This is a genomic window from Paenibacillus sedimenti (assembly GCF_014534655.1).
Taxonomy (GTDB): Bacteria; Bacillota; Bacilli; order Paenibacillales; family NBRC-103111; genus Paenibacillus_E; species Paenibacillus_E sedimenti.
This window is the reverse complement of record NZ_JACVVD010000001.1, coordinates 516,163-542,415: the sequence shown is the minus strand read 5'-3', so window position 1 is coordinate 542,415 and position 26,253 is coordinate 516,163. Positions and strand designations below refer to the sequence as shown.

Annotated in this window: 28 protein-coding genes; 9 read left to right on the top strand and 19 right to left on the bottom strand. The window is 48.0% G+C overall.

The window, feature by feature from the left end; genetic code table 11:
* Positions 1-28: 28 nt before the first annotated feature.
* The gene (locus ICC18_RS01830) at positions 29-1,822 is read right to left on the bottom strand and encodes an L-fucose isomerase (protein WP_188172671.1); all 1,794 of its coding nucleotides are present in this window, start codon (positions 1,820-1,822) and stop codon (positions 29-31) included.
* A gap of 31 nt (positions 1,823-1,853) precedes the next feature.
* Positions 1,854-2,291 (bottom strand): RbsD/FucU family protein, encoded by a 438-nt coding sequence (locus ICC18_RS01825; RefSeq protein ID WP_188172670.1) that lies wholly within the window; start codon positions 2,289-2,291, stop codon positions 1,854-1,856.
* A 335-nt stretch (positions 2,292-2,626) separates the two neighbouring features.
* Between ICC18_RS01825 and ICC18_RS01820 the strand changes: the two genes are divergently transcribed.
* Together ICC18_RS01820 and ICC18_RS01815 are read left to right on the top strand one after the other, a co-directional pair.
* Positions 2,627-3,514: a helix-turn-helix domain-containing protein gene (locus tag ICC18_RS01820; protein WP_188172669.1), complete on the top strand. Its 888-nt coding sequence runs from the start codon at positions 2,627-2,629 to the stop codon at positions 3,512-3,514.
* 178 nt (positions 3,515-3,692) lie between these two features.
* A complete protein-coding gene (locus ICC18_RS01815) occupies positions 3,693-4,967 on the top strand; it encodes a glycoside hydrolase family 27 protein (RefSeq protein ID WP_188173188.1) in 1,275 nt (424 codons plus the stop codon).
* A 79-nt stretch (positions 4,968-5,046) separates the two neighbouring features.
* On the opposite strand, the gene ICC18_RS01810 is transcribed toward ICC18_RS01815, so the two are convergent.
* Together ICC18_RS01810 and ICC18_RS01805 are read right to left on the bottom strand one after the other, a co-directional pair.
* Complete coding sequence (locus ICC18_RS01810; protein WP_188172668.1) at positions 5,047-5,814, bottom strand: cyclase family protein; 768 nt, start codon at positions 5,812-5,814, stop codon at positions 5,047-5,049.
* Between the two features lie 3 nt (positions 5,815-5,817).
* On the bottom strand, positions 5,818-6,900 hold the full coding sequence (locus ICC18_RS01805; RefSeq protein ID WP_188172667.1) for a glycoside hydrolase family 172 protein: 1,083 nt from the start codon (positions 6,898-6,900) through the stop codon (positions 5,818-5,820).
* A gap of 179 nt (positions 6,901-7,079) precedes the next feature.
* Between ICC18_RS01805 and ICC18_RS01800 the strand changes: the two genes are divergently transcribed.
* The 4 genes from ICC18_RS01800 (at position 7,080) to ICC18_RS01785 (ending at position 9,402) form a co-directional block, all read left to right on the top strand.
* Complete coding sequence (locus ICC18_RS01800; RefSeq protein WP_188172666.1) at positions 7,080-7,976, top strand: helix-turn-helix domain-containing protein; 897 nt, start codon at positions 7,080-7,082, stop codon at positions 7,974-7,976.
* 113 nt (positions 7,977-8,089) lie between these two features.
* Positions 8,090-8,287: a hypothetical protein gene (locus ICC18_RS01795; RefSeq protein ID WP_188172665.1), complete on the top strand. Its 198-nt coding sequence runs from the start codon at positions 8,090-8,092 to the stop codon at positions 8,285-8,287.
* A 237-nt stretch (positions 8,288-8,524) separates the two neighbouring features.
* Positions 8,525-8,770: a hypothetical protein gene (locus tag ICC18_RS01790; RefSeq protein WP_188172664.1), complete on the top strand. Its 246-nt coding sequence runs from the start codon at positions 8,525-8,527 to the stop codon at positions 8,768-8,770.
* 413 nt (positions 8,771-9,183) lie between these two features.
* Positions 9,184-9,402, top strand: a complete 219-nt coding sequence (locus ICC18_RS01785; protein WP_188172663.1) for a hypothetical protein — start codon at positions 9,184-9,186, stop codon at positions 9,400-9,402.
* A gap of 63 nt (positions 9,403-9,465) precedes the next feature.
* On the opposite strand, the gene ICC18_RS01780 is transcribed toward ICC18_RS01785, so the two are convergent.
* The 9 genes from ICC18_RS01780 to ICC18_RS01740 all read right to left on the bottom strand — a co-directional run bounded on the left by ICC18_RS01780 (position 9,466) and on the right by ICC18_RS01740 (position 20,015).
* Positions 9,466-10,164: a hypothetical protein gene (locus ICC18_RS01780; protein WP_188172662.1), complete on the bottom strand. Its 699-nt coding sequence runs from the start codon at positions 10,162-10,164 to the stop codon at positions 9,466-9,468.
* A gap of 90 nt (positions 10,165-10,254) precedes the next feature.
* Positions 10,255-11,187 carry a dihydrodipicolinate synthase family protein gene (locus ICC18_RS01775; RefSeq protein ID WP_188172661.1) on the bottom strand — a complete coding sequence of 311 codons (933 nt, stop codon included), beginning with the start codon at positions 11,185-11,187 and terminating at the stop codon, positions 10,255-10,257.
* A gap of 118 nt (positions 11,188-11,305) precedes the next feature.
* Positions 11,306-12,946: a sensor histidine kinase gene (locus tag ICC18_RS01770; protein WP_188172660.1), complete on the bottom strand. Its 1,641-nt coding sequence runs from the start codon at positions 12,944-12,946 to the stop codon at positions 11,306-11,308.
* On the bottom strand, positions 12,943-14,520 hold the full coding sequence (locus ICC18_RS34505) for a response regulator (RefSeq protein WP_188172659.1): 1,578 nt from the start codon (positions 14,518-14,520) through the stop codon (positions 12,943-12,945). Before ICC18_RS34505 ends, ICC18_RS01770 begins: the two co-directional genes overlap by 4 nt.
* Before the next feature lie 124 nt (positions 14,521-14,644).
* A complete protein-coding gene (locus tag ICC18_RS01760; RefSeq protein ID WP_188172658.1) occupies positions 14,645-15,463 on the bottom strand; it encodes a carbohydrate ABC transporter permease in 819 nt (272 codons plus the stop codon).
* Between the two features lie 43 nt (positions 15,464-15,506).
* On the bottom strand, positions 15,507-16,370 hold the full coding sequence (locus ICC18_RS01755) for a carbohydrate ABC transporter permease (RefSeq protein ID WP_188172657.1): 864 nt from the start codon (positions 16,368-16,370) through the stop codon (positions 15,507-15,509).
* Between the two features lie 108 nt (positions 16,371-16,478).
* Positions 16,479-17,834: an ABC transporter substrate-binding protein gene (locus tag ICC18_RS01750; protein ID WP_188172656.1), complete on the bottom strand. Its 1,356-nt coding sequence runs from the start codon at positions 17,832-17,834 to the stop codon at positions 16,479-16,481.
* A gap of 754 nt (positions 17,835-18,588) precedes the next feature.
* Positions 18,589-19,056, bottom strand: coding sequence for a NanQ anomerase/TabA/YiaL family protein (locus ICC18_RS01745; RefSeq protein ID WP_188172655.1), 468 nt, complete (start codon positions 19,054-19,056; stop codon positions 18,589-18,591).
* Positions 19,057-19,067: 11 nt separating this feature from the next.
* Positions 19,068-20,015: an N-acetylneuraminate lyase gene (locus tag ICC18_RS01740; RefSeq protein ID WP_188172654.1), complete on the bottom strand. Its 948-nt coding sequence runs from the start codon at positions 20,013-20,015 to the stop codon at positions 19,068-19,070.
* A 253-nt stretch (positions 20,016-20,268) separates the two neighbouring features.
* On the opposite strand from ICC18_RS01740, the gene ICC18_RS01735 reads away from it, so the two are divergent.
* Positions 20,269-21,054 carry a helix-turn-helix domain-containing protein gene (locus ICC18_RS01735; RefSeq protein WP_188172653.1) on the top strand — a complete coding sequence of 262 codons (786 nt, stop codon included), beginning with the start codon at positions 20,269-20,271 and terminating at the stop codon, positions 21,052-21,054.
* 3 nt (positions 21,055-21,057) lie between these two features.
* Here the strand turns inward: ICC18_RS01735 and ICC18_RS01730 are convergent, their stop codons facing one another.
* The 6 genes from ICC18_RS01730 to ICC18_RS01705 all read right to left on the bottom strand — a co-directional run bounded on the left by ICC18_RS01730 (position 21,058) and on the right by ICC18_RS01705 (position 24,770).
* Positions 21,058-21,480: a DUF6526 family protein gene (locus ICC18_RS01730; protein ID WP_188172652.1), complete on the bottom strand. Its 423-nt coding sequence runs from the start codon at positions 21,478-21,480 to the stop codon at positions 21,058-21,060.
* Positions 21,473-21,922 carry an SRPBCC family protein gene (locus tag ICC18_RS01725; protein ID WP_188172651.1) on the bottom strand — a complete coding sequence of 150 codons (450 nt, stop codon included), beginning with the start codon at positions 21,920-21,922 and terminating at the stop codon, positions 21,473-21,475. Before ICC18_RS01725 ends, ICC18_RS01730 begins: the two co-directional genes overlap by 8 nt.
* A 14-nt stretch (positions 21,923-21,936) precedes the next feature.
* Positions 21,937-22,395 (bottom strand): SRPBCC family protein, encoded by a 459-nt coding sequence (locus ICC18_RS01720; protein ID WP_188172650.1) that lies wholly within the window; start codon positions 22,393-22,395, stop codon positions 21,937-21,939.
* 14 nt (positions 22,396-22,409) lie between these two features.
* The gene (locus ICC18_RS01715) at positions 22,410-22,748 is read right to left on the bottom strand and encodes an ArsR/SmtB family transcription factor (protein WP_188172649.1); all 339 of its coding nucleotides are present in this window, start codon (positions 22,746-22,748) and stop codon (positions 22,410-22,412) included.
* A gap of 89 nt (positions 22,749-22,837) precedes the next feature.
* Positions 22,838-23,674, bottom strand: a complete 837-nt coding sequence (locus ICC18_RS01710) for a sugar phosphate isomerase/epimerase family protein (protein WP_188172648.1) — start codon at positions 23,672-23,674, stop codon at positions 22,838-22,840.
* Positions 23,675-23,693: 19 nt separating this feature from the next.
* Positions 23,694-24,770: a Gfo/Idh/MocA family protein gene (locus ICC18_RS01705; RefSeq protein ID WP_188172647.1), complete on the bottom strand. Its 1,077-nt coding sequence runs from the start codon at positions 24,768-24,770 to the stop codon at positions 23,694-23,696.
* Positions 24,771-24,919: 149 nt separating this feature from the next.
* On the opposite strand from ICC18_RS01705, the gene ICC18_RS01700 reads away from it, so the two are divergent.
* Together ICC18_RS01700 and ICC18_RS01695 are read left to right on the top strand one after the other, a co-directional pair.
* The gene (locus ICC18_RS01700) at positions 24,920-25,789 is read left to right on the top strand and encodes an AraC family transcriptional regulator (protein WP_188172646.1); all 870 of its coding nucleotides are present in this window, start codon (positions 24,920-24,922) and stop codon (positions 25,787-25,789) included.
* The gene (locus ICC18_RS01695) at positions 25,789-26,100 is read left to right on the top strand and encodes a hypothetical protein (RefSeq protein ID WP_188172645.1); all 312 of its coding nucleotides are present in this window, start codon (positions 25,789-25,791) and stop codon (positions 26,098-26,100) included. Before ICC18_RS01700 ends, ICC18_RS01695 begins: the two co-directional genes overlap by 1 nt.
* Positions 26,101-26,253 lie beyond the last annotated feature (153 nt).

The window sequence follows — 26,253 nt, the reverse complement described above, 5'->3', positions numbered from 1 at the left end:
AAACTTGCATCGTAAGCATAAGCTAAAATTAACGATATAACGGTCCGAAGTTCGCGCATGCACGGAAATCGGCGCCTGTTGGTTCCATTACGCCGAATGCAGTCCACGTGCTTGGACGGAACACGCGATCTTCCGGGACGTTATGCATGCAAACCGGAATACGCAGCATGGATGCCAGCGTAATCAAATCGCCGCCAATATGACCGTAGCTAACCGCACCGTGATTAGAACCCCAGTTATTCATCACAGCATATACATCCTTGAAAATACCTTCTCCTGTGAGGTTCGGAACGAACCAAGTCGTCGGCCATGTCGGATTCGAACGTTGATCCAGCTTGTCATGAACGTCATCCGGCAGCTCTACCGTGTAGCCTTCGGCAAGCTGAAGAACGGGGCCAAGCCCTTTAATCAGATTGATTCGAGCCATAGTCACCGGCATTCCTTCACGCGTTGTAAAATCGGTTGAATATCCTCCACCGCGGAAGAAGTCAACCGCTGGGCACCATTTTGTCGCTTCCAAACACTGCTTCACTTCGTCCTGCGTAATTTCCCAGAACGGCTTCATCGCCGGTTTTCCGTCTTTCGTTTGTCTGCCGGTGCCATCCAGTGCCGCAGGGCCGGAGTTAATGAGATGAATAATTCCATTCGCGGCCGAACCCGTCAGTTCATGGCCTGTTACTCGCTTCACTGCATCCGGACTCCAGTACGTCCGCACATCGGCGAAAATTTGCGCAGCATCCGTCAACAGGTGACCGAAGAGCATCGTTATTCCGTTGAGCGTATCATTCTCTGTAGCCAGCATGAAAGGTTCGCGAATGCCATTCCAATCAAAAGAGCTGGTTAGAATCGCTTCCATGAAATCACCGTTCGGGAAGTGATCCGTCCAAGCGCGTTGGCCTTGGAATCCCGCTGCGATAGCATTGCGGCCTAGCGCTTCCTCGCCGTAACCCATTTGCGCGAGCTTCGGATTGCCCACCATCATGTCACGGGCGATGAGCGTCATTTTCACCACAGTCTCCCAATCGCCTTGCTTCTGTTCATCCGTCCTTGTCAGATGAGGCGGATTAACATCCTGCCCGATTTGACAGTTCTCTCTGGTCCATGCGAGGGCTTTTTCAAACTCCTCATGATCATAGATCCCGCGTTCCATTCTGCGCACGAATTCGCTCATGTCCACGTACTCGTTTCTCATGCCCAGGTAGTTCTGGAAGAAGCTTTCGTCTACAATGCAACCCGCGATTCCCATCGATACAGATCCCATCGACAAGTACGACTTTCCGCGCATCGTTGCTACCGCAAGGCCCGCTTTGGCAAATTGCAGCAATTTGGCCTGAACATCATCAGGGATGGAATTGTCCCCCATATCCTGCACGTCTTTTCCGTAAATGCTAAATGCAGGCAGCCCTTTCTGGTTGTGAGCGCTCAGCGCTGCAGCCAGATAAACGGCACCCGGGCGTTCCGTTCCATTAAAGCCCCAGATCGCTTTAGGCATATGGGGGTCCGTGTCCATCGTTTCCGTAGGGTAACACCAGGATGGGGTCACCGTAATCGTCAGCCCGACGCCCGCGCGAGCAAATTTTTCCACTGCTTGCGCAGCTTCTGCTACGCCGCCGATACAGGTGTCGGCAATTACGCATTCGACATCCAAACCGTTTGTATGCTTTATGTTCTCGCTTAAGAAACGAGCAACCGTAACGGCCATGTCCATAGTAACGTCTTCCAACGACTCGCGAATTCCGCCTCTTCTTCCATCAATGACAGGACGGATGCCGATCTTGGGCATAGAACCTTGCAAACGATTTTCAACTTTAACATTTTCCATTAGTCGATCACTCCATTATGAAATTTGGGTTTTACTTATCTTCGGGTATAACGATACCTTTTCTAATAATGACGTTGGCATATAAGGCGCTTTCACCGGTAGCCACGACGGCAAATGCATTCCTGCATCGCTCATAGAATGCGGAGCGCTCGAGCGTCATGATCGGGACAGGATGATTGTTGGCGTTCTGAACAATTTGCTTGTAATCCTCCCAGATGACCGGGATTACAGAGTCGCCGGGATCTACTTGCATGACGGTAACCGGTACGGCTGACGTATCGAGAGGGAACAGCTTAAGCACGGCTTCGAGCAGCGGTTTCGCACCGTGCCCATCCGCTCTTATTAGCCGCTTGGCGCAGCTCGCCGAAGGAAAATTGCCATCGCCTAGAACAAGCTCATCTCCGTGCCCCATTTCCATGAGGACTTTTAACAAATCAGGCGATAAAAGACTCGGTATCCCTTTTAACAAGAATCTCTACCTCTCTTCTGCAGTGAGCAAATCACGTTTTGTGTAATCGATTACGTAATCGTTTACACATATTCTAAATCTGATCTGCCGCAGCTGTCAACAACATTTTCAATTGGCAAATTAAAATACAGCTGACCGGCTGAAGGGCCGGTAAGCAGCCTTTAGCTGGTCAGCTTGGATTCATGGTACTTTTCCGGCGTGTTCCGCAAGGGTTACCTATAAGGTAAATCTACAATAACTGTGGTAAGATTAAAAGTCTGATCTCATCGTTGTATACTTGTTACTAAAATATCAATTCATCATACATCATTCGCGAAGGAGAACGTGACATTGCGATGAAGCCTCATCTCCCTTATCAAACTTTGGGCTTCCGGTTCTTGGATACCATGGATGATTCCGAACTGTACCAGCTCTTCGCCATTGGCTATGACAAAGTGACTTCCCACGCATACAATTGGGACGGCATGAAGCGAATTGACGGGCCCCTCTATTTGTTCCAATATACGGTTTCCGGTTATGGAACCGTCATCTTAGACGGTCAAACTTACCGGGTGGATCCGGGATATGCGTTTCTTGTCGATATTCCGAGTTGCCACCGTTATTTCCTGCCTAAGTCAAGCGAATCGTGGGAATTTTACTTTATCCTGTTCCGGCCGGCGAAACTGGAGAACCATTGGCAGGAGCTGATCCAAAGGCTCACTCGGGTTCCATATATCCCGCCGGACAGCTCCGTAATCCGCAGTTTGCATGATACGTTTTACGCCGGGATCAACAACCGGATTACGGACGGTTATTTGGCATCGTCTATTGTGTACCGGTTCATGATGGAGCTTCTCCGGTTCAGCACGGGCCGCACCAAAGAGAAGGAGAGTTGGCCGACTGCCGTCCGCCAAGCTGCCCAAGAGTTGGAAAAGCGCTACCGCCAAATCCAAAGCCTCGATGAAATCGCAGCGGGCGCCGGCCTGTCGAAGTATCATTTTGTCAGAGTGTTTCGGAAGTTCACAGGCTTCACGCCTATCGAATACTTGACGAAAATCCGGGTAGAACGCTCCATTGAGCTGCTTCGCAGTACCGACTTAAACATCGACGAGGTGGCCAAAGAGGTCGGCTATGCCGGCGGCAGCTATTTTATCAAGGTGTTCCGGCAGTGGGTCGGCTTTTCCCCTGGAGAATTCCGTTCGGGCCGCGAACTGGTTGGACTCCAGCGTATGAAATTCGATTGATCGTCCAGACCGCTTTTAGAGGAAGTTTTTCGGAAACTTCTAAAATTCATATGTGCTCAGAAAGAGCAATATTTTACTATCGGGAGCAAAACATTGTTATAGATACTAGCCATTTCATTCCCTATCATACAAGTAGAAGTACTATTTGAGGAATGAGAGGGGTAAAAACAATATGAGCTTGAACCATCACCGCATTGCGGCAACTCCCCCCATGGGTTGGAACAGTTGGGACTGCTACGGGGCTAGCGTGACAGAGGAGGAGGTACTCGGCAACGCCCGGTATATGGCGGAGCGCCTGAAGCCTTACGGTTGGGAATATGTCGTGGTCGATATCCAGTGGTATGAGCCGGGGGCAAACTCCTCGCAGTACAGGCCTTATGTCCCCCTGGAAATGGATGAATATTCACGCTTGATTCCGGCAACGAACCGGTTTCCGTCAGCCGCCGGCGGCAAAGGCTTCAAGCCTTTGGCGGATCAGATTCACGGCATGGGGCTGAAATTCGGCATTCATATCATGAGGGGCATACCCAGACAAGCGGTGCATGCCAATACGCCCATTCTTGGAACGGATCGCCGTGCCCGGGACATAGCCCAAAACAACATTTGCCCGTGGAATACGGATATGTACGGCGTGAACGCGGACAAAGACGGCGCGCAAGCATATTACGATTCCCTCTTCCGGCTCTACGCGGAATGGGAGGTCGATTTCGTCAAGGTGGACGATATCGCCGCTTCCCGCTTGTACCATATCCACGACCGGGAGATCACAATGATCCGCACAGCGATCGACCGCTGCGGCCGCGATATGGTGCTCAGCTTATCCCCGGGACCGGCTCCGCTGGAATTCAATGAAATGTTCGTCAGGAACGCCAACATGTGGCGGATGACGGACGATTATTGGGATTTATGGCAGCTTCTTCGCGATATGTTCGAACGGTGTGAGAAATGGTATCCGCACGTTGGTCCCGGCCATTGGCCAGACTGCGATATGCTTCCACTGGGCCACATTGGAATCCGTTCCGTAGACGGCGGCGCCAGCGACCGTTGGACACGGTTTACCAAAGAGGAACAGGTCACCATGATGACCCTGTGGACTATATTCCGGTCCCCTCTCATGTTCGGCGGTGAACTTCGCGACAATGACGAATGGACCCTTTCCCTTCTGTCCAATGAAGAGGTTCTGGCGGTTCATCGGGAGAGCACCGGTAACAAACCGCTGTACCGGGAGGGTGATCATATCGTATGGACCGCGTCCGGCCCTTCGGGCGAGCTATACGTTGCGCTATTTAATACGGGGGACGAGCTCGCAATCATCCGGACTTCTTGGGAGCAGTTGGGACTGCAGGAACCCAAACAGGCACGCGATTTGTGGGAGCGTAAGGACTTGGGCACCGTAAGCGAGCTGGCCTATGCTTTGCCGCCTCACAGCTCCATGCTGGTGAAATTGAATTGAGCCGAACAAACAGGCTCGCAGATATACAACAAAATGGGTTAGGATGTTGTCCTTAACCCATTTTATCTTCCTTATCCAATTACGGTATAACTGCGAGCGCCCTTATCGGGGATCCTGTGCCTCGGGAAATTTTTAGCGGAGCAGCCATAAAAAAACACTTGGGCGGAAGCTGTTCCAATTGATTCAAACACTCCATCAAATAGATGCCTTTCCTCAGTAACTTCTCATGAAAGTAACAAGGTCCTGCTATTGTACCGTTAACAACCGGTGTTCCTACTGCAGCAGTATCCGTGCCAACGGCTTTTACTTTCTTGTGAATGAAATAATCCGCGACATCTTCGGTGAAGCCAGGTTGGTTGTTCGCGTAGTAACTCCATGCATTCGATGTTGTCCAATAACGCATCCAACCGAAGTGGATCAACACGATGTCCCCTTCCTCAACTTCGAAATGCGTTTCTTCCAATGCCGCAGTTATGTCCGCTAAGCTTGCTCTTTCACCAGGCTTCCATCCTTTACGGGATAAATCAATGACGGTACACTTACCGATCAGTGAGCCCGGATCCATATGTTCAATGGTACAGTTCGACAAGTCGCTGTGAATATGAAATGGAGCGTCCACATGTGTCCCCGTATGTTCCCCGAGAAAGATGGATTGACATGCATACCCGTCGTGTTCATGGGTTGCCGTCGGATCGATGACAAGTGATGGATGACTGGCCCATTTAGGTATTCCTTTTTCTAAAAGCACCGATAAATCAACGATCTTAGAGGATCGAATGAGTTCGTTTAAGATCGTAATCCGATCCAATCCAAGATCAGCTAAACGATCTATCCCTCCTGGTTCCATCGGTTAGATAACCTCCCGTTCATCATTCCCAGGCAGCTCGGGAAAGCCGGCGTGCGGCTCGGTCTGGTACCAGAATGCGGTCGAAGCGATATCGCTTTGCTGCGGCAAATATCTTCTACCGGAGCGCCATCCCAAATCCTGAATCGTTACTTTCAAGTTTTGTTCAAAACGGATAGGGTCCATGACATGCCAGCGATACATCCCAAAACGCTGCTGGCTGCGGTATAAACCATCCGGTTTAATAACCTGGTGCATCCCCAAAAATGGCGTCGAATAGGTACCATATTGTCCCTGCGGTTGCTCCCAATTCCAGGCGCCGCCAAAATAATCCTCTGTCCCTGTACCGCAAATCGATGGGAATTCGTCGTCTTCGTCCATGAAAAATTTGATTTCTCCTTCTCCCCACCAGCCTGTATTGTTGACCTGCCAAGCCAGGTATGTACCTACGTAATGCCCTTTACCCTTCAATTCGTCTATGATGGTATGCACACCCTTGTAAGGTACAGGGTTGCTTCTTCGCCACCCGGCATGAAAGTAAGCCATATCTTCCGGCACATCGGTAAGCGTATAGTCGACTTGATAATAAAGAACGACTTTATCCGGCTCAAGATTTTCAACGGTGATCTTGGCGAATTTGCGGAAAGGCATTAACCAGTAGCTGTTCATGCCCCCTGCCGGATTAACCGCAACAGGCAACGAGTTGACGTTGCATCGCTCCTGCCACCCGTTGCAGAAGAAATCGCCGAGCGGAACTTCTACAGACGGCTCCGTCTCATCGTCCCAATACATCCGGATGATGAGATTGCGCCAATGGCTGGGAAAGCAGGTCAGCCAAATATGCTGAATCGCACCCGGTCCTTCGATTTCCGCCATTGTAAAAGTGGTACCCGCTGCAATCTCTACGGATGGGGACACTTTCCAGCCGATTCCCAAATCCCGCGCACAGTCGGCGCCGGTTCCTACTGACGCCATGCCTCCCTTACCTTTTTCGCCTGTAAAATTTTCCGCACTAATCGATCGTGTCTTGGCATTAGACAGTTTCGCAAGACTTCCTATTCCCATATCCAATCCATTAAACAAATACATATTGCCTCTCTCCTATCCGATTCAGTCGTTATACAGATAATATTGCTTGCTCTCCACCAATTATCCTTTATATAATGATAACGTTTACATCTCCGATATTATCAAAATTGCCTTTGCTTTTCTTTGCCCGTTATTGTTAAAACATATCTATTCTTGCTTTTTTGGAGGCGAAGTTTCATATGGATGTCACCGTGACCGATAAAAAAAATCTCTTGATACGTCTCTCTCCGAACGTGCGCAGAGCATGGAACCACCGTGCACCAGAGATGAAGTTGAAGCCGCGGATTATTTTCGATTATGAGCTTTTATATTTGGAAAGAGGCGAGCTAAGGATTCGTATCGAAGAGACCGGCTTTTCACTTGAGCCGGGTGACATGGTTCTTTTCAAGCCGGGAAAGGAGCATGAGTTTGTAGGCTCTGCCGGTGAGAGCTGGATGCCGCACATTCACTTCGATGTGCTGTATTACGATAATTTTGAGGAGGTTCCGATTAATTTCAAAAAGAAAAAAGAATGTCAGGACGAGGAGATCGCATGGATTCGACCGGACGTTCTTGGCAGCATATTAAACATTCCCGATGTCATCCGGATTAAAAATCATAGTGAAGTTCATAAAAGCCTGATTCAATTGATCCATACCTATGAAAGAAGAGATGCGGATTTCCCGATTCTTCAAAAATCCATCATGCTTAGAATCCTGTATCTGATCTTGAAAGGACTCGAGGCGAATGATAATGCCAAATTCAACCTTCATCAAACGGCTTTGGAGAACACGGTCACGCACATCATGGAAAACTATAATCAGTCTATCAGCCTGGATGATTTATCAAAAATAGCTTGTTTGAGCGTTTACCATTTCTCGAGATTATTTAAGCAAAAATTCGGCGTCTCCCCCCATCAATTTCAAATGCAATACCGGTTTGAAAAAGCGAAGGAGCTTATGATCTACAGTCAGCTTTCCTTGACATCCATCGCCGAAAAGATCGGCTATAGCAGCGTTTTTGCCTTCAGCAAAGCATTCAAACAGTCAGAGGGTGTTTCACCCAGGCAATTCATGCAGACGTTCCCAGGCGGCTAGATCCGCATCCTCTTTCAAGCATCTTGCTCCTTTCCCAAAGTGCGAATGAACTTTACCCATTTGTAGAATAATAACATGAATCTAATTACAAAATTGACATCGGAGTGATTTCAATGGATCAAAATAAACTGCAAAAACAGCTGGACCGTCCTGTTAGCTGGGCACAGACAACGAATCCGTCTGAAGCGGCCCTTTCGGATCAAGTGGAACATACGGATGAGGAAATCCCTTCAAACTATCAGGCGATGGGTGAAAGTTACAGCGATACGACCAACTTTGAAGTGAATAAATCGCCGGGAAGACTAAATTAGCAAAAATGATTCGGCCCCTGCTTGCAGAGTAACTGTGGAGATTTTGATCTTCGCAGTTATTTTGCTTTAGGGGAGCATCGTTATTTTTTTGATCAGTACGAAGCCTAAAGAGCGGCGAGGCCAATGGTATTTATGCAATTGAATACCCGTATTAATAAAGTGTAAAATGTTACTAATAAAAGAGGTTTACACAGCGCTGTTTGTGTAGACCTTTTTTCGGGAATGGAGGATTACATAATGATTCAATCATTGAGATGGGTGTTAATCGCTTCTGGAATCTTCTTAGTAGGACTAGCGGGCCTAGAAAAAGTAATTTTATTTTCAGCAGTTTTTAATAAGACACACGCGATGGGTAAAGACGCAATATTAATCAATATACCTGGATATTTTTGGAATATAACTAATTATACAGGGTACTTCGGTTTCACACTGATAGTAGCTGGAATTGCAGTAGTTGTATATTCGAAAGTTAAAGGTATTTAGCACTAATTGACAGCTGAAGGCACCCCTATATGTTGATAGCATCTGTCTATCTGAATATGTTAAGGACATACCTTTTATCATTTTATTTCGGTCCTGCCAGGCGGTGAATTATTCTACGAAGGATAAAATGATCAACGGGATCAGTGTGCCTATGTAGGCCGATCATGGTGATCTGTAGACCATAGAATGATTGACGAGCTGAAATAATCAGGTCGTCTTTTTTGCATCTTTCTCGGGTATTCCCGATTCTGATTATCACCGGTACTAGCCGATCGGAAGACGGACCACTGCTATTCAGTATGATACCAATGAATACTATATGGGGTCACGCAGAAAGCGGCGGCGTATCGTTTCATATGATTTTGGAAATAGTAACTTTGATAAATAACCCAAATTATAGGAGGTGGAGTTGGATGTCTGATCATCAATCCGAACAACAACAAAACGCAGAAATCCAGGCCCATAATGCTGTAGCTGATGCACTGCACGAATTGAATGTAGCACAGACGAGTAACAATCACAGACGACGAGCTATTCAGGAAGCTCATCAGGAACTTGACCAGGCTCATGCACAATTAGCAGAAGCCCGGGCTGCGAAATCCAATAATGCTGATCAAGAAAGTCTCACGTAAAATATAAGCCTAATCTAGCAGCGATGAAAGCTGCCTGGTTAGGCTCTTTTAATTGTCAACCCCCTAATCCTTCGAACTCAAAATTCCAAGATTGCTATCTACGAACCAATATCTTGTCGTCCAATGCCCTTGGCTGTTATCGTATGATAAGCTTCTCAATAGTTCCCGATCTCCCGAGTTAACCGGTGTCAATTCGCTTGCGAACAAGGTCGGGAACTCCTTATTGTTCAATTTGAACTTGTAAGATAATAAGCCATCGCCATCTGCAGACAGGCCAAGCAGGGCATATTCCGTTCCATTGCATGATGCATACTGCCTGACGGTCAATAAATCAGAGCCCCAATCTCCGTTATTAGGTAATACCTCCAGCATCTTTCTCTGGTCATTAAACTCAAGCGCCTCTGTCCCAAAAGGATGAATCGTCTGTAGTGCCGTAACAGTCCCTTCCTGACTTCGCAGGTAAAACGAATAATGCCCTGTTCGAAGCGTGTCTCCCGGTTGAGCTGCACAGGATGGGTCAGTAACTTGGATGATTTGCTCATCGGAGGCATACAATATCACTTCGTTTTGACTGCCCTCTTGACTGTTAAGGAACACTCTGAGATTGCTTATAGCTAAATCGCTGTCGATAGCAGCTTTCGGTCCAACTGTTTCTTGCAAAGTATCGTTTTCCGTTGGCATCTCGCTATCTTTTCCCGTTTCACAGCCGGCAAAAGCGGCTAAAGCAATCAGCAGCACAATAACGCCCCTGTGCATACCCATATCGATCTCCGCTCCCAATAATTGTAACTTCGTTAAGTAGACGTAGTCATCAACTGAAAAGTTCGCAGTTATAAGCTTACGGGGAGGGCATTAAGCCTTCATAATCTCTGGTATCAACTCGTACGCGATAGGACGCAGACGTTCTGCTTCGAATTCCGGAATACTGCGGTACGGCCAGCGCATCCTGCTGCCCACATCTGCCCAGCCCCCGACGACCGACATCAGCTTGTCACAGGCTGCATTACAATAACCTTGCTCCGTGATGAAAGGAGCGATATATTCCACCATGAACCGTTGGATCCGCTTTTCGATCTCGAGCGCGCGGGGCAAGTCGGAGATCATTAAGTCGTACCATCGCTGCGCGCCTTGCGGGTTGAGACAGGCGACGTTAGAGTAGGCTCCATGAGCACCTTGTGAATAGCCGGTAGCCAGGTAATGACCCGGAACGAAGATAGAAATCCCCTCCGCATACACCTTCATGGCTTCATACCACGACGCATCTCCCCCGGCCACCTTGATGCCGACTAGATTCGGTACCGCTTGTTTCAGCTTGCCGTAAACCTCCGGGACTAATACCCGCTTAGCGTGCGGCGGATTGTACAATACAAGACCGATGCCGTCAGCCGCCTCCGCCATCCGCAGCAGGCAGTTGATCGCTTCGTCGTCTTTGAGCGGAAACCAATCGGATAGGATCACTTGAATAGCGCCTGGCCGGTACGTCACCGCACGCTTAATCCGTTCCAGGGAAAGCTGCGGACTCATATGGCTCGCACCGATTTGAAACGGCACGCCATTCCGTTCACAACGATCCGCTACAAGCTCGCTGATGCGGATGTATTCCTCCTCGCTTTGGGTGTAGAACTCTCCGGCCGTTCCATTCGTGTAAATCCCGTTCAGTCCGATTCCCGCCATGTAATTGACGACTTGTTCCAATCGGATAAAGTCAATTCGATCATCCTCGTTTACGGGAAGCATCAGTGTTCCCCAGTTTCCTACAATTTCATCCGCTGCCATTGGTTTCATTGGTTTACCCTCCTTCTCTTTGAGAAAATACGCAGCCCCTAACGGCATATTGGCCTTCCATTTATTCCGCATCGATTGAAAAATTGTCCTCTCGAAGGCTGCATCATATGAATAGGCTTCACATAAGAGGATGACGGATCGTCGCCTTGCAGCCCCCGTTAGCTCTGCTCGTCAGCGATACGCCGTATTTGGCGCCGAATCGTATGTTCAACCTGCGGTTGACGTTGAACAAGCCGACGCCTCCGGTTTCTCCCGGCGGCAGACTCGGTCGGCTGATTTGGGCCTGAACCTCTTCGGAACAGCCGGGACCGTTATCCTCGACCGTACATACCAGTTCCTCGCCCTCGATAAACACGCGAATCAGGATTTTACCCTGCCCGGACGGCAGCTTGCTCAGACCGTGCCGCACCGAATTTTCAACAAGCGGCTGAATGATTAATTTTAAAATCGGCACATTCAATGCGCGCGGCTGTACGTTCGTGATGACCTGGAAAGTATCATGGTTTCTTAGCGATTCTATACTCAGGTAGCTTTTGACATGCTCAATTTCCCGCTCGACGGTAGTAAACTCTTCCCCGTTATTGATGCTGTAGCGGATTAAATTGCTTAACGACGTGACCATCTCCGCAATGGTTGATTCCTTCACATGATCGGCTCTCCATTTAATGGCATCGAGCGTATTGTACAGAAAGTGCGGATTGATCTGATGAATCAGCATTTGCATTTCCGTTTGCGATTTCTCGGATTCCATCTGTTTCGTCGTCGCAAGGAGCTCTTGCAAACCGAAAATTAATGAATTATACCCTCTGGCCAGCTGGCCGATTTCATCACTGCGTTCCCCATACCTTTCGCTTGGTACAAGCTGTCCCAATTGCACCTTTTTCATATGGCTCACAATGTGCTTGATCGGGGAAATAAAGCTGTTCGTAATCAGTGCCAGCAAAATCGAGATTAAGCCGATGCTTGCCAGCACCAGCAGCACGGAGAAGCGTTTAATCGTTTCCACCGGGCCGATCAAATCCTTCTCGGGAATGCTCGCGACCAGTTTCCACGGAAGCGTGCCGAGCGGAATTTCCGACATGAACACATCCTTTTCCCGGGAATGCATCTTATTATGACTTGCCAACAGGACAGCTTCACGCTCGTCGTCGACGATATAATGCTGGAAATTCGGGTATTCCGCCGGAGACAGGATCTGCTGATTGGCGAGCGCTGCCGGAAAGCTCAGCTGAATGACCGCCAAATGCCGCAGATCGGACATCGAGCGGATCAATCTGGCGAAAATGAACCTGTCGTTATCGAAATACCATAACCCTTTGCCCTGGAGCATGATAGCCTTGTGGAGCCATTCCGAATCTGCAGACTTCGCGCCAGATTGGATCAATTGCGAGTAGGATGCGTACCTCGATTCATCCGCGGGATAAATCGTCATCTCGTAGGTTCCTCTTAATTCGTTCATTAACGTAATCGATTTGCTTAGAAACGGGCGATCCTCCAGTTCATTATCAAGAATCTCCAGTTTCCCGGAGGCGATGATTGAATCCGAATGAAGTTCGGCTTGCATGAAATATTGCTCGATACGCAGACGGTTCTGCTGCAAATTCTCGGTAAGCAGAGCGGAAGTGACATGCTCGATCTGCCCGCTGGATTTGTTGAAATACCAGACGCCAAGAATCGTGACCGTCACCGATACGGAAAGAAACAATAGTATGAACATTTTGACGAACAAGGTTAAACTGCTGATTCTTAGTAGCTTCATTTGCCGTATCTGAACTCCTTTGGAGTCATGTTCGTTCTTTTCTTGAACAGCTTGCCGAAATATTGAATTTCGTGATATCCGATTTTCTCGGCGATTTCATAGATTTTCAGGTTCGTGCCGCGCAGCAGCTGCTTCGCTTGTTCGATACGGATTTCGGTCAAATAATCCAAGAAATTTTGACCCGTCTCTTTTTTGAACAGGCGGCTCAGCCACACTGGGTGAATATTGAGTTCATCGGCCACACTCTGCAGCGTAACTTCTTCCCCGTATTTCGCTTCGATGATCCGCTTCGCTTTATCGATCATGTAATTGGGATGACTCGGCTGCTGCTGATCGAGAACAAGCTTCATGAGCTCGCTAAGATGCTCTTGCAGCAAAAGCTTCAAATCGTCCACCGTCGGGCAGCGTTCCGCCTTTTCCCAAAGCTCCATCGGAAAATGGCTGATTTCCATGTCTACCTTCTCAGCCAGGCTGCTGTGAACCTCAAGTATCCATTCAAAACATTTGATCGATAAATCGCCGGTTTTACTTACGTCCCTGTCCAGCATGAAGCGCTCCATCGCTTCCCCCAGCCACCGCCGAACAGCTTCATCATCCCCATCCAGAACCGCCTCGGCCACCCATTGACTGATCCGCACATCATTCTCTTCGTCCATTCGATCGGTTATATCCGAATAGCTGACGATCCGATTGCTGCTGTTAAGTATGGCGATCTTGAGCGCTTTGCGCGCTTGTTCGTACGCTACCGATATGGCTTGAAAGGAGTGCATTCTTGGGCTGATGCCAATGGCCGGTTTTATTTTCTGATATTTCAGAACCCGATCATGGATATCTTGCGCCACATCCTGCTCCTGCTCCCAAGCCGTCAGGATGACCCAATCATGGTGGATGCTGCGGATCATGACCGAAGGCTGGTAGCTCATCATAATATCTTCCGCAATATTGCCGATAGCAAACAGGTCCAGATTAATATCCTTATCCTCTTTGCCCCGGAATTCGTCCTTATTTATGCTTAATGAAATCACAACATACGAATGTGTCTCCAGCCATTGCAGATCCCACACCTGCAGCCGGTGATGAATATGCTCTTGCAGCGCCGTTTTGTGCATGCACAGACCCAGCACGAACTTTTCCTTGAGCGCTTCCGTTCCCAAACGGGCATAGGCCATTTGGTTTTTGATCTGGTCGGCACTGATGCGCTCACGCTGAACCATATCATAGACAGAGCCGATTTTTTCGATCAGCTCCTCTTTTTGGGCAGGCTTGAGAATATAATCGACCGCTCCCAATTGAATACTCCGCTGGGCGTACATAAAATTGCTGTAGCTGCTGATGACGACGACTTTGGGCTGGTAACCGAACGCTTTGACCGATTCCAACATATCCAAACCGCTCATTTCCGGCAGCAAGATATCCGTTAATATAATTTCAGGACGGCATTGCTCAATTACTGTAAGCGCTTCCTCTGCGGTGTGTACCGCAAATACTTGCTCGAATGGCAGCCCACTCTGTTCGATGACCTCTTGAATACCTTTTAAGATGTCGACCTCGTCTTCGATGACTATGATTTTCACGCGATCACCTCATAACAATTATAACCTAAGCCGGGATATACCAGTATACCAATCCCCCGATATCCAGAACGTCCCCCAATATCCAAAAATGCAAGAAAACCCGTAAAATACGGGGTTCTCCGGCCTATCCTTTTACCGAGCCTAATGTGATTCCTTTAATGAAGCTTCGCTGCAGCAGCAGGAAAAAAATGATCATCGGCATCGCCGCCAAAGAAGCTCCCGCCATCGCATAGCCGTAATTCACGTTGTTTTCGGAATACGTAATCGTCGAGATGCCTAGCGGGAGCGTCAGCTTCTCCTTGGACTGCAAAATAATAAGCTGCCATAAGTAATCGTTCCAAGTATGCATAAAAGCAAAGATGGACAGCGCACCAAGCGCCGGCAAGAGCAACGGCAGCACGATCGTAGCGAACAACCTGATTTCGCCCGCTCCGTCGATTCTGGCCGATTCAACGATTTCATCGGGGATGGATTTGGCGAACTGCCGGACGATGAATACCCCGAACGGAAAAGCGATTGCGGGCAGAATGACACCCAGATAACTGTCGATCAAGCCAAGCTCTCTGCAAAGAATGTACAAGGGAACGAGCGTGACCTGGGTCGGCATCATCATCGTGGCAATGACGACAAAGAATAATACTTTATCACCCGGAAACTTTTTCTTCGCATACGCATACCCCGCCATCGCCGAAAAAATTACGACAAAAACGACCGTGACCAGGCTCGTAAACACACTGTTGAACATCCACAGCGGCGCAGGCGTCGTAGAAAAAATATGAACATAATTCAGCAGCCTGAACTGGGACGGAAACCATTCCGGAGGAATCGCCCAGATCGATACTTGCGTTTTAAAGGAGCCCGTAATCATCCAATACAACGGAAATATAAATATGATTGATGCCAGCAAAAGAAACGTATATCTGGAGACAACATGTAATTTCATCCGGTTCTATTCTCCTCTATCGAATCGAATCTGCGCTGTCCGTTTAATCGGTTTTGGATTTCATGAAGCGGAATTGCAGCAGCGAGATGATTAAAATAATAATAAACAGGATAACGCTTTGCGCCGAAGCTTTACCGAATTCCAAAGATACGAAAGCGGTCTGGTAAATCGTATATACGAGAGATTCGGTTCCATGATAAGGACCGCCGCCGGTAAGCAAATGGACCACGACGAAAATTTGGAACACACTGATGGTCGAGGTGATCACAATTAATATCGTCGTATGGGAGATCATCGGAAGCGTGATGCTGAAAAACGTTCGAAGCGGACCTGCCCCGTCGATTTCCGCAGCTTCGTATAACTCCTTCGATACGCCTTCCATCCCCGACAAATACAGGATAATGGGCTGACCGACCATCCAGGTGACGACAATGCCGGAAAGCGCCAAAATTGCGCTCAATTGCCCGGAAAATACATCGACCGCCCCGAAGCCGAGCAGTTCGGAGAAATACTTGATAATACCGAAGCTGGGATTGTACATCCAGCCCCAAACCAAGGAGAGTACAACCGGTGTACTGACAACCGGTAAATAAAACACGAGCCGGAAAAAACTTTTGGATATTTTATGGAATCCCTGCATAAACGCGGCGATGACCAGCGAAATGATCACAACACAGGGAACGATGATCAGAACAAAATAAAACGTGTTAACGAACGATTTGCGAAACAACTCTTCCCCGAACAAACTGCTGTAATTATCCAATCCTACGAAGGTGGACGAATAAATGTCGGCTTCGAAAAAGCTCAAATACATCGTATAAAACAAGGGAAACACCAAAAATACGGATAGAAACAACAAATTAGGTCCGATAAAAAAATAACTCCATAACCATTGTCGAAGCTTCATTTGCACAACACCTCAGCTATTCCTTATCATATCGCCTGCAGTGAAAACACCTTCGTCCTAGTAACTGGAGGACAGACTAGGACGAAGTGATGCACCGTTATTTATTTCTCACTTCTTGGCTGCCAGCTCATTTGCTTTTTTGACAAAATCGTCAAGCGCCTGCTGCGGACTCTTTGCTTTCAGGAAGGCCGCTTGCATTTCCGGGAAAAACGCTTTTCTTAGCGACGAGAAGTAAGCTCTGTTTTTGCCCAAGTCCACGATATCCAACTTGTTTAACTGTTCGAATACCTCGGAAGCGTCTTTATTTTTAATCTCGTACGTAGCCGACTTGCGTGCGGAGATCCCGTACGTCGCCTTGTTGATCGCTTTAATATTGTCCGGCTGGGTCAGAAACTTGACGAATTCAACCGCCATCTTTTTCTTTTCTGCATCGGTTTGTTTAAAGATCGCATAGCCATTCTCGCCTGTCACCGTGATTTGCGGCTTAACCCCTTCTTTCATGACAGGGATAATCCCATACGCCTCTACAGAAGGATCGACCGCTCCGTTCTTCTTTCCAGCCTCCAGATCGCCATAAACCGGGGATGTATGATTCAAAATTGCCAGCTTGCCTTGCTTGAACAGCTCGAAGTTCGCGTTGACATCCATCGTTGCCGTGCCCGGAGCTACCAATCCTTCCTCCTGCAAGCCCAGCATAAAGGTAAGAGCTTCGACGCCTTCCGGATTGTTCACCGAATACTGCGTGAAATCCTGGTTCGCCCACTTGGCGCCGGCGGAGAGCAGATTATTGACCATCAGTTGGTCCGCTTGCTCGCTTTTGGCGAAATATGCGATGCCGTACGTGTTTTTATCGGCCACTTTTTTCAGGGCATCCTTCATTTCGTTCCACGTCCAGGAGCGATCCTGCGGCATTGTAACCCCTTTTTTCTCGAAAAGGGTTTTATTCAGGAAGACGACCTGAGGAACGCTGCCTAACGGAAGCGCATACAACTTCCCATTGATCGTGCCCATGTTAAGGAAGGCTTCTTTCCAATCCGCTTTATCGTCTTTGACGACTTCATCCAGCTCGTCCAGTACACCGTTGCGCGCGTGCTTGCTAATGCGGATCGGAATGTTATCGTACAAAATGTCCGGAGGATTGTTACCCGCAACAGCTACGTTCACTTTCTGCTCGATGTCCGAAAACGGCACGGATTCGACTTTAACGGTCACATTCGGATGCAGCTTTTGGAACTCTGCCGCCTTTAGCTTTTCCCAGTCTCCATAGTTCTTGCTATCATAGCCTTCAATATCTTTGAAGCCCGTGCCCGCCCACATCGTAAGCGTAATCGGCTTGGCATTTGCATCGCCCGCTGCTCCGTTACTTGTTTGCGGCTTCGTATCCGCACCAGGGCTTGACGCGCAACCCACGGCAACGGTTGTTATTAATAAAGCAGCAACTCCTGTTTTGAACATCTTTTTCATCGTGTCACCCCTGCTTTTTTTTCTCAACAATCACTCTGGTGTGTGTTGTTATCCTGATTATAAAGAAAGTTGCAGGCCATTTTAACATGCGTATATTAGCATTTTACAATACAAAATTAACCTCAATTACATAACCATCATGAATATGGAATTGAAAATGATAAAAACGACAGAATATGTATTGGTCGGTTCGATTCATGTATTCGTTCAAAGTATGCAGATTATTTTTTAACACATTATTCAATCAAAATTACCGGCTTTGTTATTCTTCATTGTTGATTTCTAACCATGAGATAAACCTCTATCGAGGTCTTTCGAAGATGTGCGACCGCGTTCAGAGGAAGGTTTATTCGCCAATAAGAATTTCGTTTTCCGACTCATCGGAAACTTATAAATTCTTATGTGGTAAGATAAACCACCTAAACAATTAGCGATCAATTCGAAACTATCGTTCCCCCATTTATATACCCGAAAAATCATACAGATTTATCCTTCAAACGGTAATTTCCATAGTTATACACGAAAAATCATACACAAAAGCTCTAATTGAAGCGAAGAGCCCGATTTTATATGAAATTTCATACAGAATCGTTGTTTCTGTGATTTATGAACCTTCACAGTTCCACTCTTTTTTTAGTCCCGTTACTTAAATAAAGAAAATCAACAACAAAGTTTAACAGAGCCAAATTATCAAATAAAAATATCCCGTACCATGGGTAGCTCGGCCATGGTTCGGGATGTTTTTACGGTTGCTTCAAAATAGATCGCGGTGAATCTTGACTACCAGTTTCACCAAATGAACGCTGCCCTCTGGATGACAGTTCGGGCGGTGAACTTCCCCGGGCCAATAGACGCTGAAATCGCCCGGACGGAGCAGGATACGCGTCTCGTTCTCGACATGCGAATACAGCGCATAATCGTTCTCTTCCAACCGATCCTCGACTACACGGTTGTTCTCGGACGCAGGGGCGAAGCCCTGCCTTTTCTCCCCTTCCGCCACCACATGGATGTCAGCATGCTGCGCATGGCTTTCGGCAAGCTTTTCCTCGAAAGTCCCTGTTGCCGGACTCTGCTTCATGACATACATCCGTTTTCCGTCAATCTCGAGCATTGACGGCATTTCAGCGATGTTCACATTCGCGACAAAGGCAAGCGCTCGGCGCACCGCATCGCCGTACTGCCCCTGGTTATGCTTCCATTGGCTAATCGTATCGAGAATCAATGCGATCCCTCCTAACGCTCGCCATTTGCAATAAATCCATGACGACGCAGCACTTCGCTTTTCGCATAGTATGCCTCGATCCGTCCGCGCTCTTCTGCATTGAATTGCTTCAATGGCTGACGGACGGTCGGTGTCGCCAGAACACCTTGAAGATATAACATATATTTCTCGTAGGCGATCACATCGAATTGAATCATATGTGCAATCACTTCGTTAGCTTCCGCCTGCATCGACTGCAAAGCATCCATTGGCGGCCGGTCTTCAGACGAGATTAGCCCGTACATATCTGCGAACAATCCCGGCATCATGTTGAATGTGCTGCCGATGGCGCCGTCAGCGCCTGCATATGCACCGCCCGTATAGACTTCATCGTGTCCGTTATAGATGAGGAAGTCTTGCCCGCAGCGCGCTCGGATTTGCTGCATCTCAAAAAGATTCAACGAAGTGAATTTGACGCCGATGCACTGCGGATGACGGCTCATCTGCTCGTAGAAGTCCATGGATAGGCTGACGCCCGTCGCACCCGGGAAATGGTAGACGATCATTGGCAGCTCCACAGCGGCCATGATCGCTTCATAGTGCTCGCGTATTTCTTGCATGGATACTTTATAATAAAACGGAACGACCGCAGATACGGCATTGACGCCTTGAAGCTCGGCATGCTTTGCCAGCTTGATCGCTTCCCGCGTACTGATGCAGCCAACGTGAGCGATAATGGTCACGCGACCCGCAGCTGCCTTAACCACGGCTTCGAGCACCTGCTGACGCTCCTCACTAGTCAAAATAAACCCTTCGCCGGTGCTGCCGCCTACGTAAAATCCATGAATGCCTTGAGCGATCTGATGCTCAACCAGTCGAGCCAAAGAGTCGAAGTCAATGTCGCCATTCTCGTGCATAGGCGTCAGCAATGCAGTAAAAATACCGCCAAAGATTTCGCGGTTATTCGTTGTTTTGTTCATCGGATTCGTCCTCTCCCTTGCGCCATTCGCGCAATATGTCATTCGTAATGAATGTATTGTAGCCCGCGGCGCTAACATCCATTTTTCATTTTTTTTAAAATCCTTTCATTTTTTTACGAAATCTAAATGAAGTATAATAGAGCTAACACGATCAGGAGGCGAGCTTAGCGCGATGTATCCGCAATACCTTTTCGAATACCCCAATATCGATACCGACTTTCCTTTTCATATGAAAAAAAAGAGGTACACATCAGTGCCCTCTCATCGCCACGATTTTATTGAATTTTCGTTGGTTCTTGAAGGTAAAGGAAAAGAATGGATCAACGGTACCCAGCATGATATGGTCCCTGGGACTATCGTGCTCCTGCTCCCTTACCAGATTCATGAGTATAAGGCCGATACGGACGACTCCCTGCTGATGTTCATTTGCAATTTCGACATGAAGCTTCTCACAACAGGACCTGAAGCTGCCTGGGGTCTGAACGAGCTTTTGTTCGGAAGGGACAACGCTCAGCCGGCATATATCCATTTGCAGGGCAAAGAATATGAAGAAAGCTTGCAGTTATGGGAACGTCTATACCGGGAACATGAAGCGTCGCTCGCTTGGAAGCCGATCATGCTGCGCTCTTTGCTCCTGGAAGCACTATCGCTATATGCACGTAATGGCGGACAAAACCAGAAGCCGCGTTCAGAATTGCAGCGTTCCGCTCCCGCGAAGAGCATTTGGTCTGTGGTGCAATATGTGTACGACCATTACCTGGAGCCGCTATCTCTAACCTCATTGGCTGAAAAGTTTCACATCCATCCGGCGCAGCTTAGCACGCAGTTTGGAGAAACGTTAGGCATTTATTTTGTCGACTTCCTTCATGAGCTGCGGATTCGTCATGCTTGCAGCCTGCTGATTACTTCTGAATTGCCCATTTCGCAGGTAGCCTTTGAATCCGGATTTTCTTCGTATCCTACTTTTTCGCGAGCGTTCCATCGCATGAAGGGGATGACTCCGCGGCAATATCGGGAACAGAAAACTGTAAGAGCTTAACCTCTATATTCTATAATTGTCGGCTCTCCAGGTGTTAATCGACTTCTTAATCGCGTTCGGACTTAAGTTTTGTGCTGCTGCCTTCCGGCATAACTCAGGAAACTCCGCATCGCTCGCAAAACGCAAAGCGGTAATTTGAGAGATGGTGAGCCGTGAATCCAGCAATTGCCCTGTCAGCACGTAATGCCGAAGATTCTCTTCAGCTCTGATAGCTCTGTCCTGCGCTTTTAGCGGGTAAGCTCTCACTAAAAAGAAACTGACTGCAATAATGACGAAAATAAGCAAAAATAGTACGGCAGAGAGGCTCAAACCCTCTCTAATAACTAGAACAACAATTCCGGTCAAAGTTGCCAGCAGGACCAAAGTTAAGAAAAAGTGATAGATGGGGTGCAACCTGCGGTGATTGCTGTAAGTTTGGCTATCCATGGTTATGTCCTCCTTCAAGAATTTCTTTTATTTTTTTCAAGTCTTTCCGATTTGCCCGTTTCATCATGGAAGACATAAACGGAGCAAATATTCGGGAAAATCCCGACGGATTTCCCCGGTTCCGTAATGTCATTCGGGTCGAGTCGCCCCGGATCGTTTCCCAAATGTAAGTCGTCTCCATCGGAAAGGGGCCGTCCGCTGTTCTCATGACAAGCTTCTTCCCTGGATTATATTCCGCGATCTCGTAAATATATGCAAGTTCCCTGCCGAGAAATTGCGCTTTGAATGCGATTTGAGAACCGACGGCTAACGGCTTGGCCGTTTTCCACTCCGCCGATTTAATATTGACATACCACTCAGGAGCCTTGTCGGGATCGGCCGCATACGCTGAAACTTTCTCGCGCGGACACGCTATGTTGATTTCTGTTACAACGTCCACCATGTCTTATTCCCTCACTACTGTTCCAAAAATTTCTTGAAGCTGCCTTCCAATGAGCTGCTCCAACCATTGTTGTGATTTTCCGCTTCTTCCTTCGTCGAAAAGTTCTCATGTGTCATAACGAGTTCAGTTCCAGTGCCCTGCTCAAAAAATTGAATGGTTACTTGTGTCTCGTCCTGCTCCCCACCCATTGCACCATGCTCCCATTTCCAAGTAAATACCAGCTTTTCATTCGGGATAATCTCAATATACTTGCCGCCGATAATATGATTAGATCCATTCGGTGCGTGCATAATAAAACGGTAATTGCCTCCAGCAACAACTTCCATACGATCAATCGTTGTCGTAAAGCCTGCAGGTCCCCACCATTGTTGCAGCAGCTCTTGCTTCGTCCATGCTTGAAATACCCGTTCTCTGCCCGCCTTGTAGTTATGTTTGAGTTCAAGTGTAAAATGGCCGTTTTGCATGTGGATCATGATCATATTCTCCTTTAATCATCATTCGTATTTTGGTCCAAAAAGCGTTCAAGACTGAATAACTGTGAAGTCCAGAATTGCTGTAAATTCGTTATCCATTGACTCGCACGGTCTATAGCTGCAGGATTTAGATAATAATACCGATACCTCCCTTCCTTCCGCACAGAAACCAACCCAGCCTTTTCCAGCACCTTGAGATGCTTGGACACCGCGGGTAGCGACATCTGAAAAGGCTCTGCTAATTTCATGACCGTCATCTCGCCTTTGGCTAACTGTGCAATCATTTCTCGTCTCGTAGGATCCGAAAGTACAGAAAATACATCGTTGAGTATCTCGTCATCACATTTAACCATATGGTTAAATATATGAGTTTAAGTTTTGAATGTCAAGCTGTAAAATAAAAAGCCATCTCCAAGGATAACCCTTGAAGACGGCTCATACATTATAGACCGGCAGCGTTATAAACTTTGTCGAACCCTGTTTTGGATCGGGCGATCAGTCTTTCCGGCGAATCCGCCTGCGGCGTTGAAGTAAGAATTTCTTGAGCAACGACTCCCTTGTAGCCGATGCGATGAAGCGCCCCAAGAAACCCGACCAGATCAATCACGCCTTCACCGGGATATAGACGCCCGTTGTCCAGAGCTTCTTGAACAGGTACATCAGGAGCGTCATTGATATGAACATGGACGATTTGCTCTGGGCGAAGACGTTCGATATCCGCCGCGGTCAGCTCATTCGTATACCAATGGTAAGCGTCGAACAGCAAGCCTACATTGCGCTCACCGATGGTATCGATCCAGTCAAGCGTTTCTTGAAGCGTCCATATGAACGGATGCTTCCAGCGCGTACGCAGATGGTGAGGACCGACGAATTCCAGCCCAAGACGTATGCCGTAAGCGCCAAGAATTTGCGCGCAAGTCCGTAATCTGCGTGTCGCATGCGCCATAAAATGGGCAGCCTTCAGATCTGTGGAGGGCAAGATGTAAGTGCAGCAGCTTGTGCAACCCAATGCTGATGCTGCCGCTGCGTTTTGCGCCAGCTTGACTAAACCGTCGCGGAACGCCTCCTCCGTCGTTCTCCATTCTACCGGCAGGCCGATGGAGCCGATCTCGACCCCATGGTTCTGCAACAGCTCATGAGCACCTTTGATGCCATGTACATCCACTAGCCTGGAAGCGTCCAAATCCACCGCGTGAAAGCCGTATTGGGATGCTAGTCGGATGAAATGTTCATCGCTCTCGATGCTGCCGACTCCCGCATATGTTAATCCTTTGAGCATAGGTAGTCTCTCCTTTTTATTACAAATTCCAATCCAGTTTCACTTCATTCCCGGTTCTTGATGATTCATAAATGGCATCCAACACCAGATTGTTGGTAAATCCGCTTAATGCCGACGTAATCGGCTGCTTACCTTCTCGGATACACGCCAGGAAATGGCGACTTAAGCGTTGACGCTCACCTTCGTCGTTGTCAGGCTTGATCAACTCCGTCTCGATCGGGCGGTCAAATTTCTCTGTAAGCAACTTGCCTTTCGAGCCTCTATAACTGGCCCCGCCTTCGGAACCCATCAAATGGATGAACGGCGTATTGTCCGTATCCATATGAACAGCCCAGCTAACTTCAAGCGTTAATGTGCTGCCATTGTCCATTTTGATCAAGGCCGTGGCCAAATCCTCCACATCGTAGATGCCGTTCCAGTCGGGTTTCCCCCAGCTGCCGATCCCTCTCTTACGAGGTCCAAATTCCGCATAAGTTGCACCGTAGACCGATACCGGCTTAGGATTGCCCATTAAGTACAGGGCCAGATCCAGCATATGTACGCCAATATCAATTAGCGGCCCGCCTCCGGATTGATCCATCCGGGTAAACCATGTTCCCCAACCCGGAATTCCCTTGCGCCGGAACCAGCCGGTTTTGGCCGTATAGATGTTCCCGAGTTCGCCCCGCACGATTTGCTCTTTGATCTGCATCGGAACCGCTTCGAAGCGCATTTGGTGGCCGATCATCACGACTTTATCCGATGCCTCGCTCGCTTTCCAAATATGCCGGGCCGCTTCCGAGTTGATGCCCATCGGTTTTTCCAACAGCACATGTTTGCCGGCCTCAATGGCTTGTATGGCAAGAGGGGCATGGTGCTGGTTCGGCACGCCAATTATGACCGCATCCACATCCGGACTCTGTATCAACTCCTCAGGAGTAGCCGCAACCTTGGCAATGCCGTGCTCTTTCGCTCTCGCCTCGGCCAGCGGTAAATATGCGTCGGTGATCGTAGTAATATCACACGTATCAGCCAATTTGGAAAATTCCTTCATATGGACGTTGCCGATATTTCCCGCCCCGATGACTCCGATTCTAATTTTGTTTACAGCTGTCATCCTGATTCCTCCAATGAGTTTTCTGCTTTCGCAGGAAATCTTACATAGTAAGCTTATCTACTTGTTCGAGTTCTATGTTAAAATAAAAGATAAATGAAAACGCTCCCTATTTTTCGAAAATCGTCTCAATTTTTCGGAGGAATGAACGGATGACCTACTTTCCCGATTATTTAAAAACATATCCCAATATGCATACGGCTTCACCGCTTCATCTCAGCAAGAATCGTCTGAGCAACGGTTTTCGCGCGCACCGTCACGATTTTTTGGAATTTTCCTATGTGGTGGAGGGCAGCGGCTCGGAAACGATCAACGACATTCGTCATCCGATGTGTCCGGGCACTTTCACTTTCGTGCTTCCTTATCAGGTTCACGAGCTGTTCACCGATCCTGGAAGCACACTGGTCTTATATAACTGCATGTTCAGTATGGATTTGCTGATGGAAGCCGGATTGAATGACAGCTTGGCCGAACTCATCAACGATACGAGCCCTTTGCCGGCATTCGCTATTTTATCGGGACAGGATCAAGAACGAATGCACCTTTTGATCGAGGACATGTTCAGGGAATATAACGGAGAAGAGCGTCATCGGCGAATGATGCTGCAGATCAGACTGAAAGAAATCCTGGTTCATTTCGATCGTTACCGGCGTATTGGTGAAAAAGAGCGAAGCGATTCGCTCCAATTGTCCAAGGGAAGTCCCACGGTTTGGCCGATCATTCACTATATTCATCGTAACTACCAGGATGAGCTGACTCTGACGGATCTGGCGAATCTGTTCGCCATGAGCATCTCGCGGATCAGCGAGGTCATTAAGCAAACGACCGGGCAAACGTTCGTCCATTTTCTGCACGATTTGCGTCTCCGGCATGCCTGCAGCCTGCTCGTGTCTACGGATATGAGCGTGATAGAGATTGCCCATGAGGTCGGATATGGTTCCTATAAGACGTTTTCCCGTATTTTTTGTGAAAGTAAGGGGGTTGCGCCAAAGGATTACCGCAAGCAGAAAGGAGGACGCTGATGAATAGCGCGATCGAACAGGCATTTAATATCATGTTAAGAAACTGGAATTCCATGTCGGGCACGGATAATGATGAAGCGGAAGAAAATGCGAATGAGTTTGAAGCCTCTTTTTACATCTTTATCGAAGCTGTCCGTGAGTGGGTTTATGGGTTGGAGCAGCAGCCGCAGACATTGGAGGAAATGATGGGGTTGCCCGGAATGCAAATCTTGCTCGACCAGCTTCCTGCGCCGCTGCATTTGAACTTCGAAACCGAAGCAGAACTGATCATAGAGAATATAATCAGAATCGATGAGGACAAGTACGATTAGTCCAAACGGATCAGAAAACCGGGTATCACTCTTCGAGGGGTGCGCGGTTTATCATTGATCTTGTAAAAGCGGCCAATAATAAGTCGATTATCAGATGAGGTAGTTCTTTGTACTTGGGCTAGGAAGCACTTTCGGTGCTTCCTATTTTTGTTA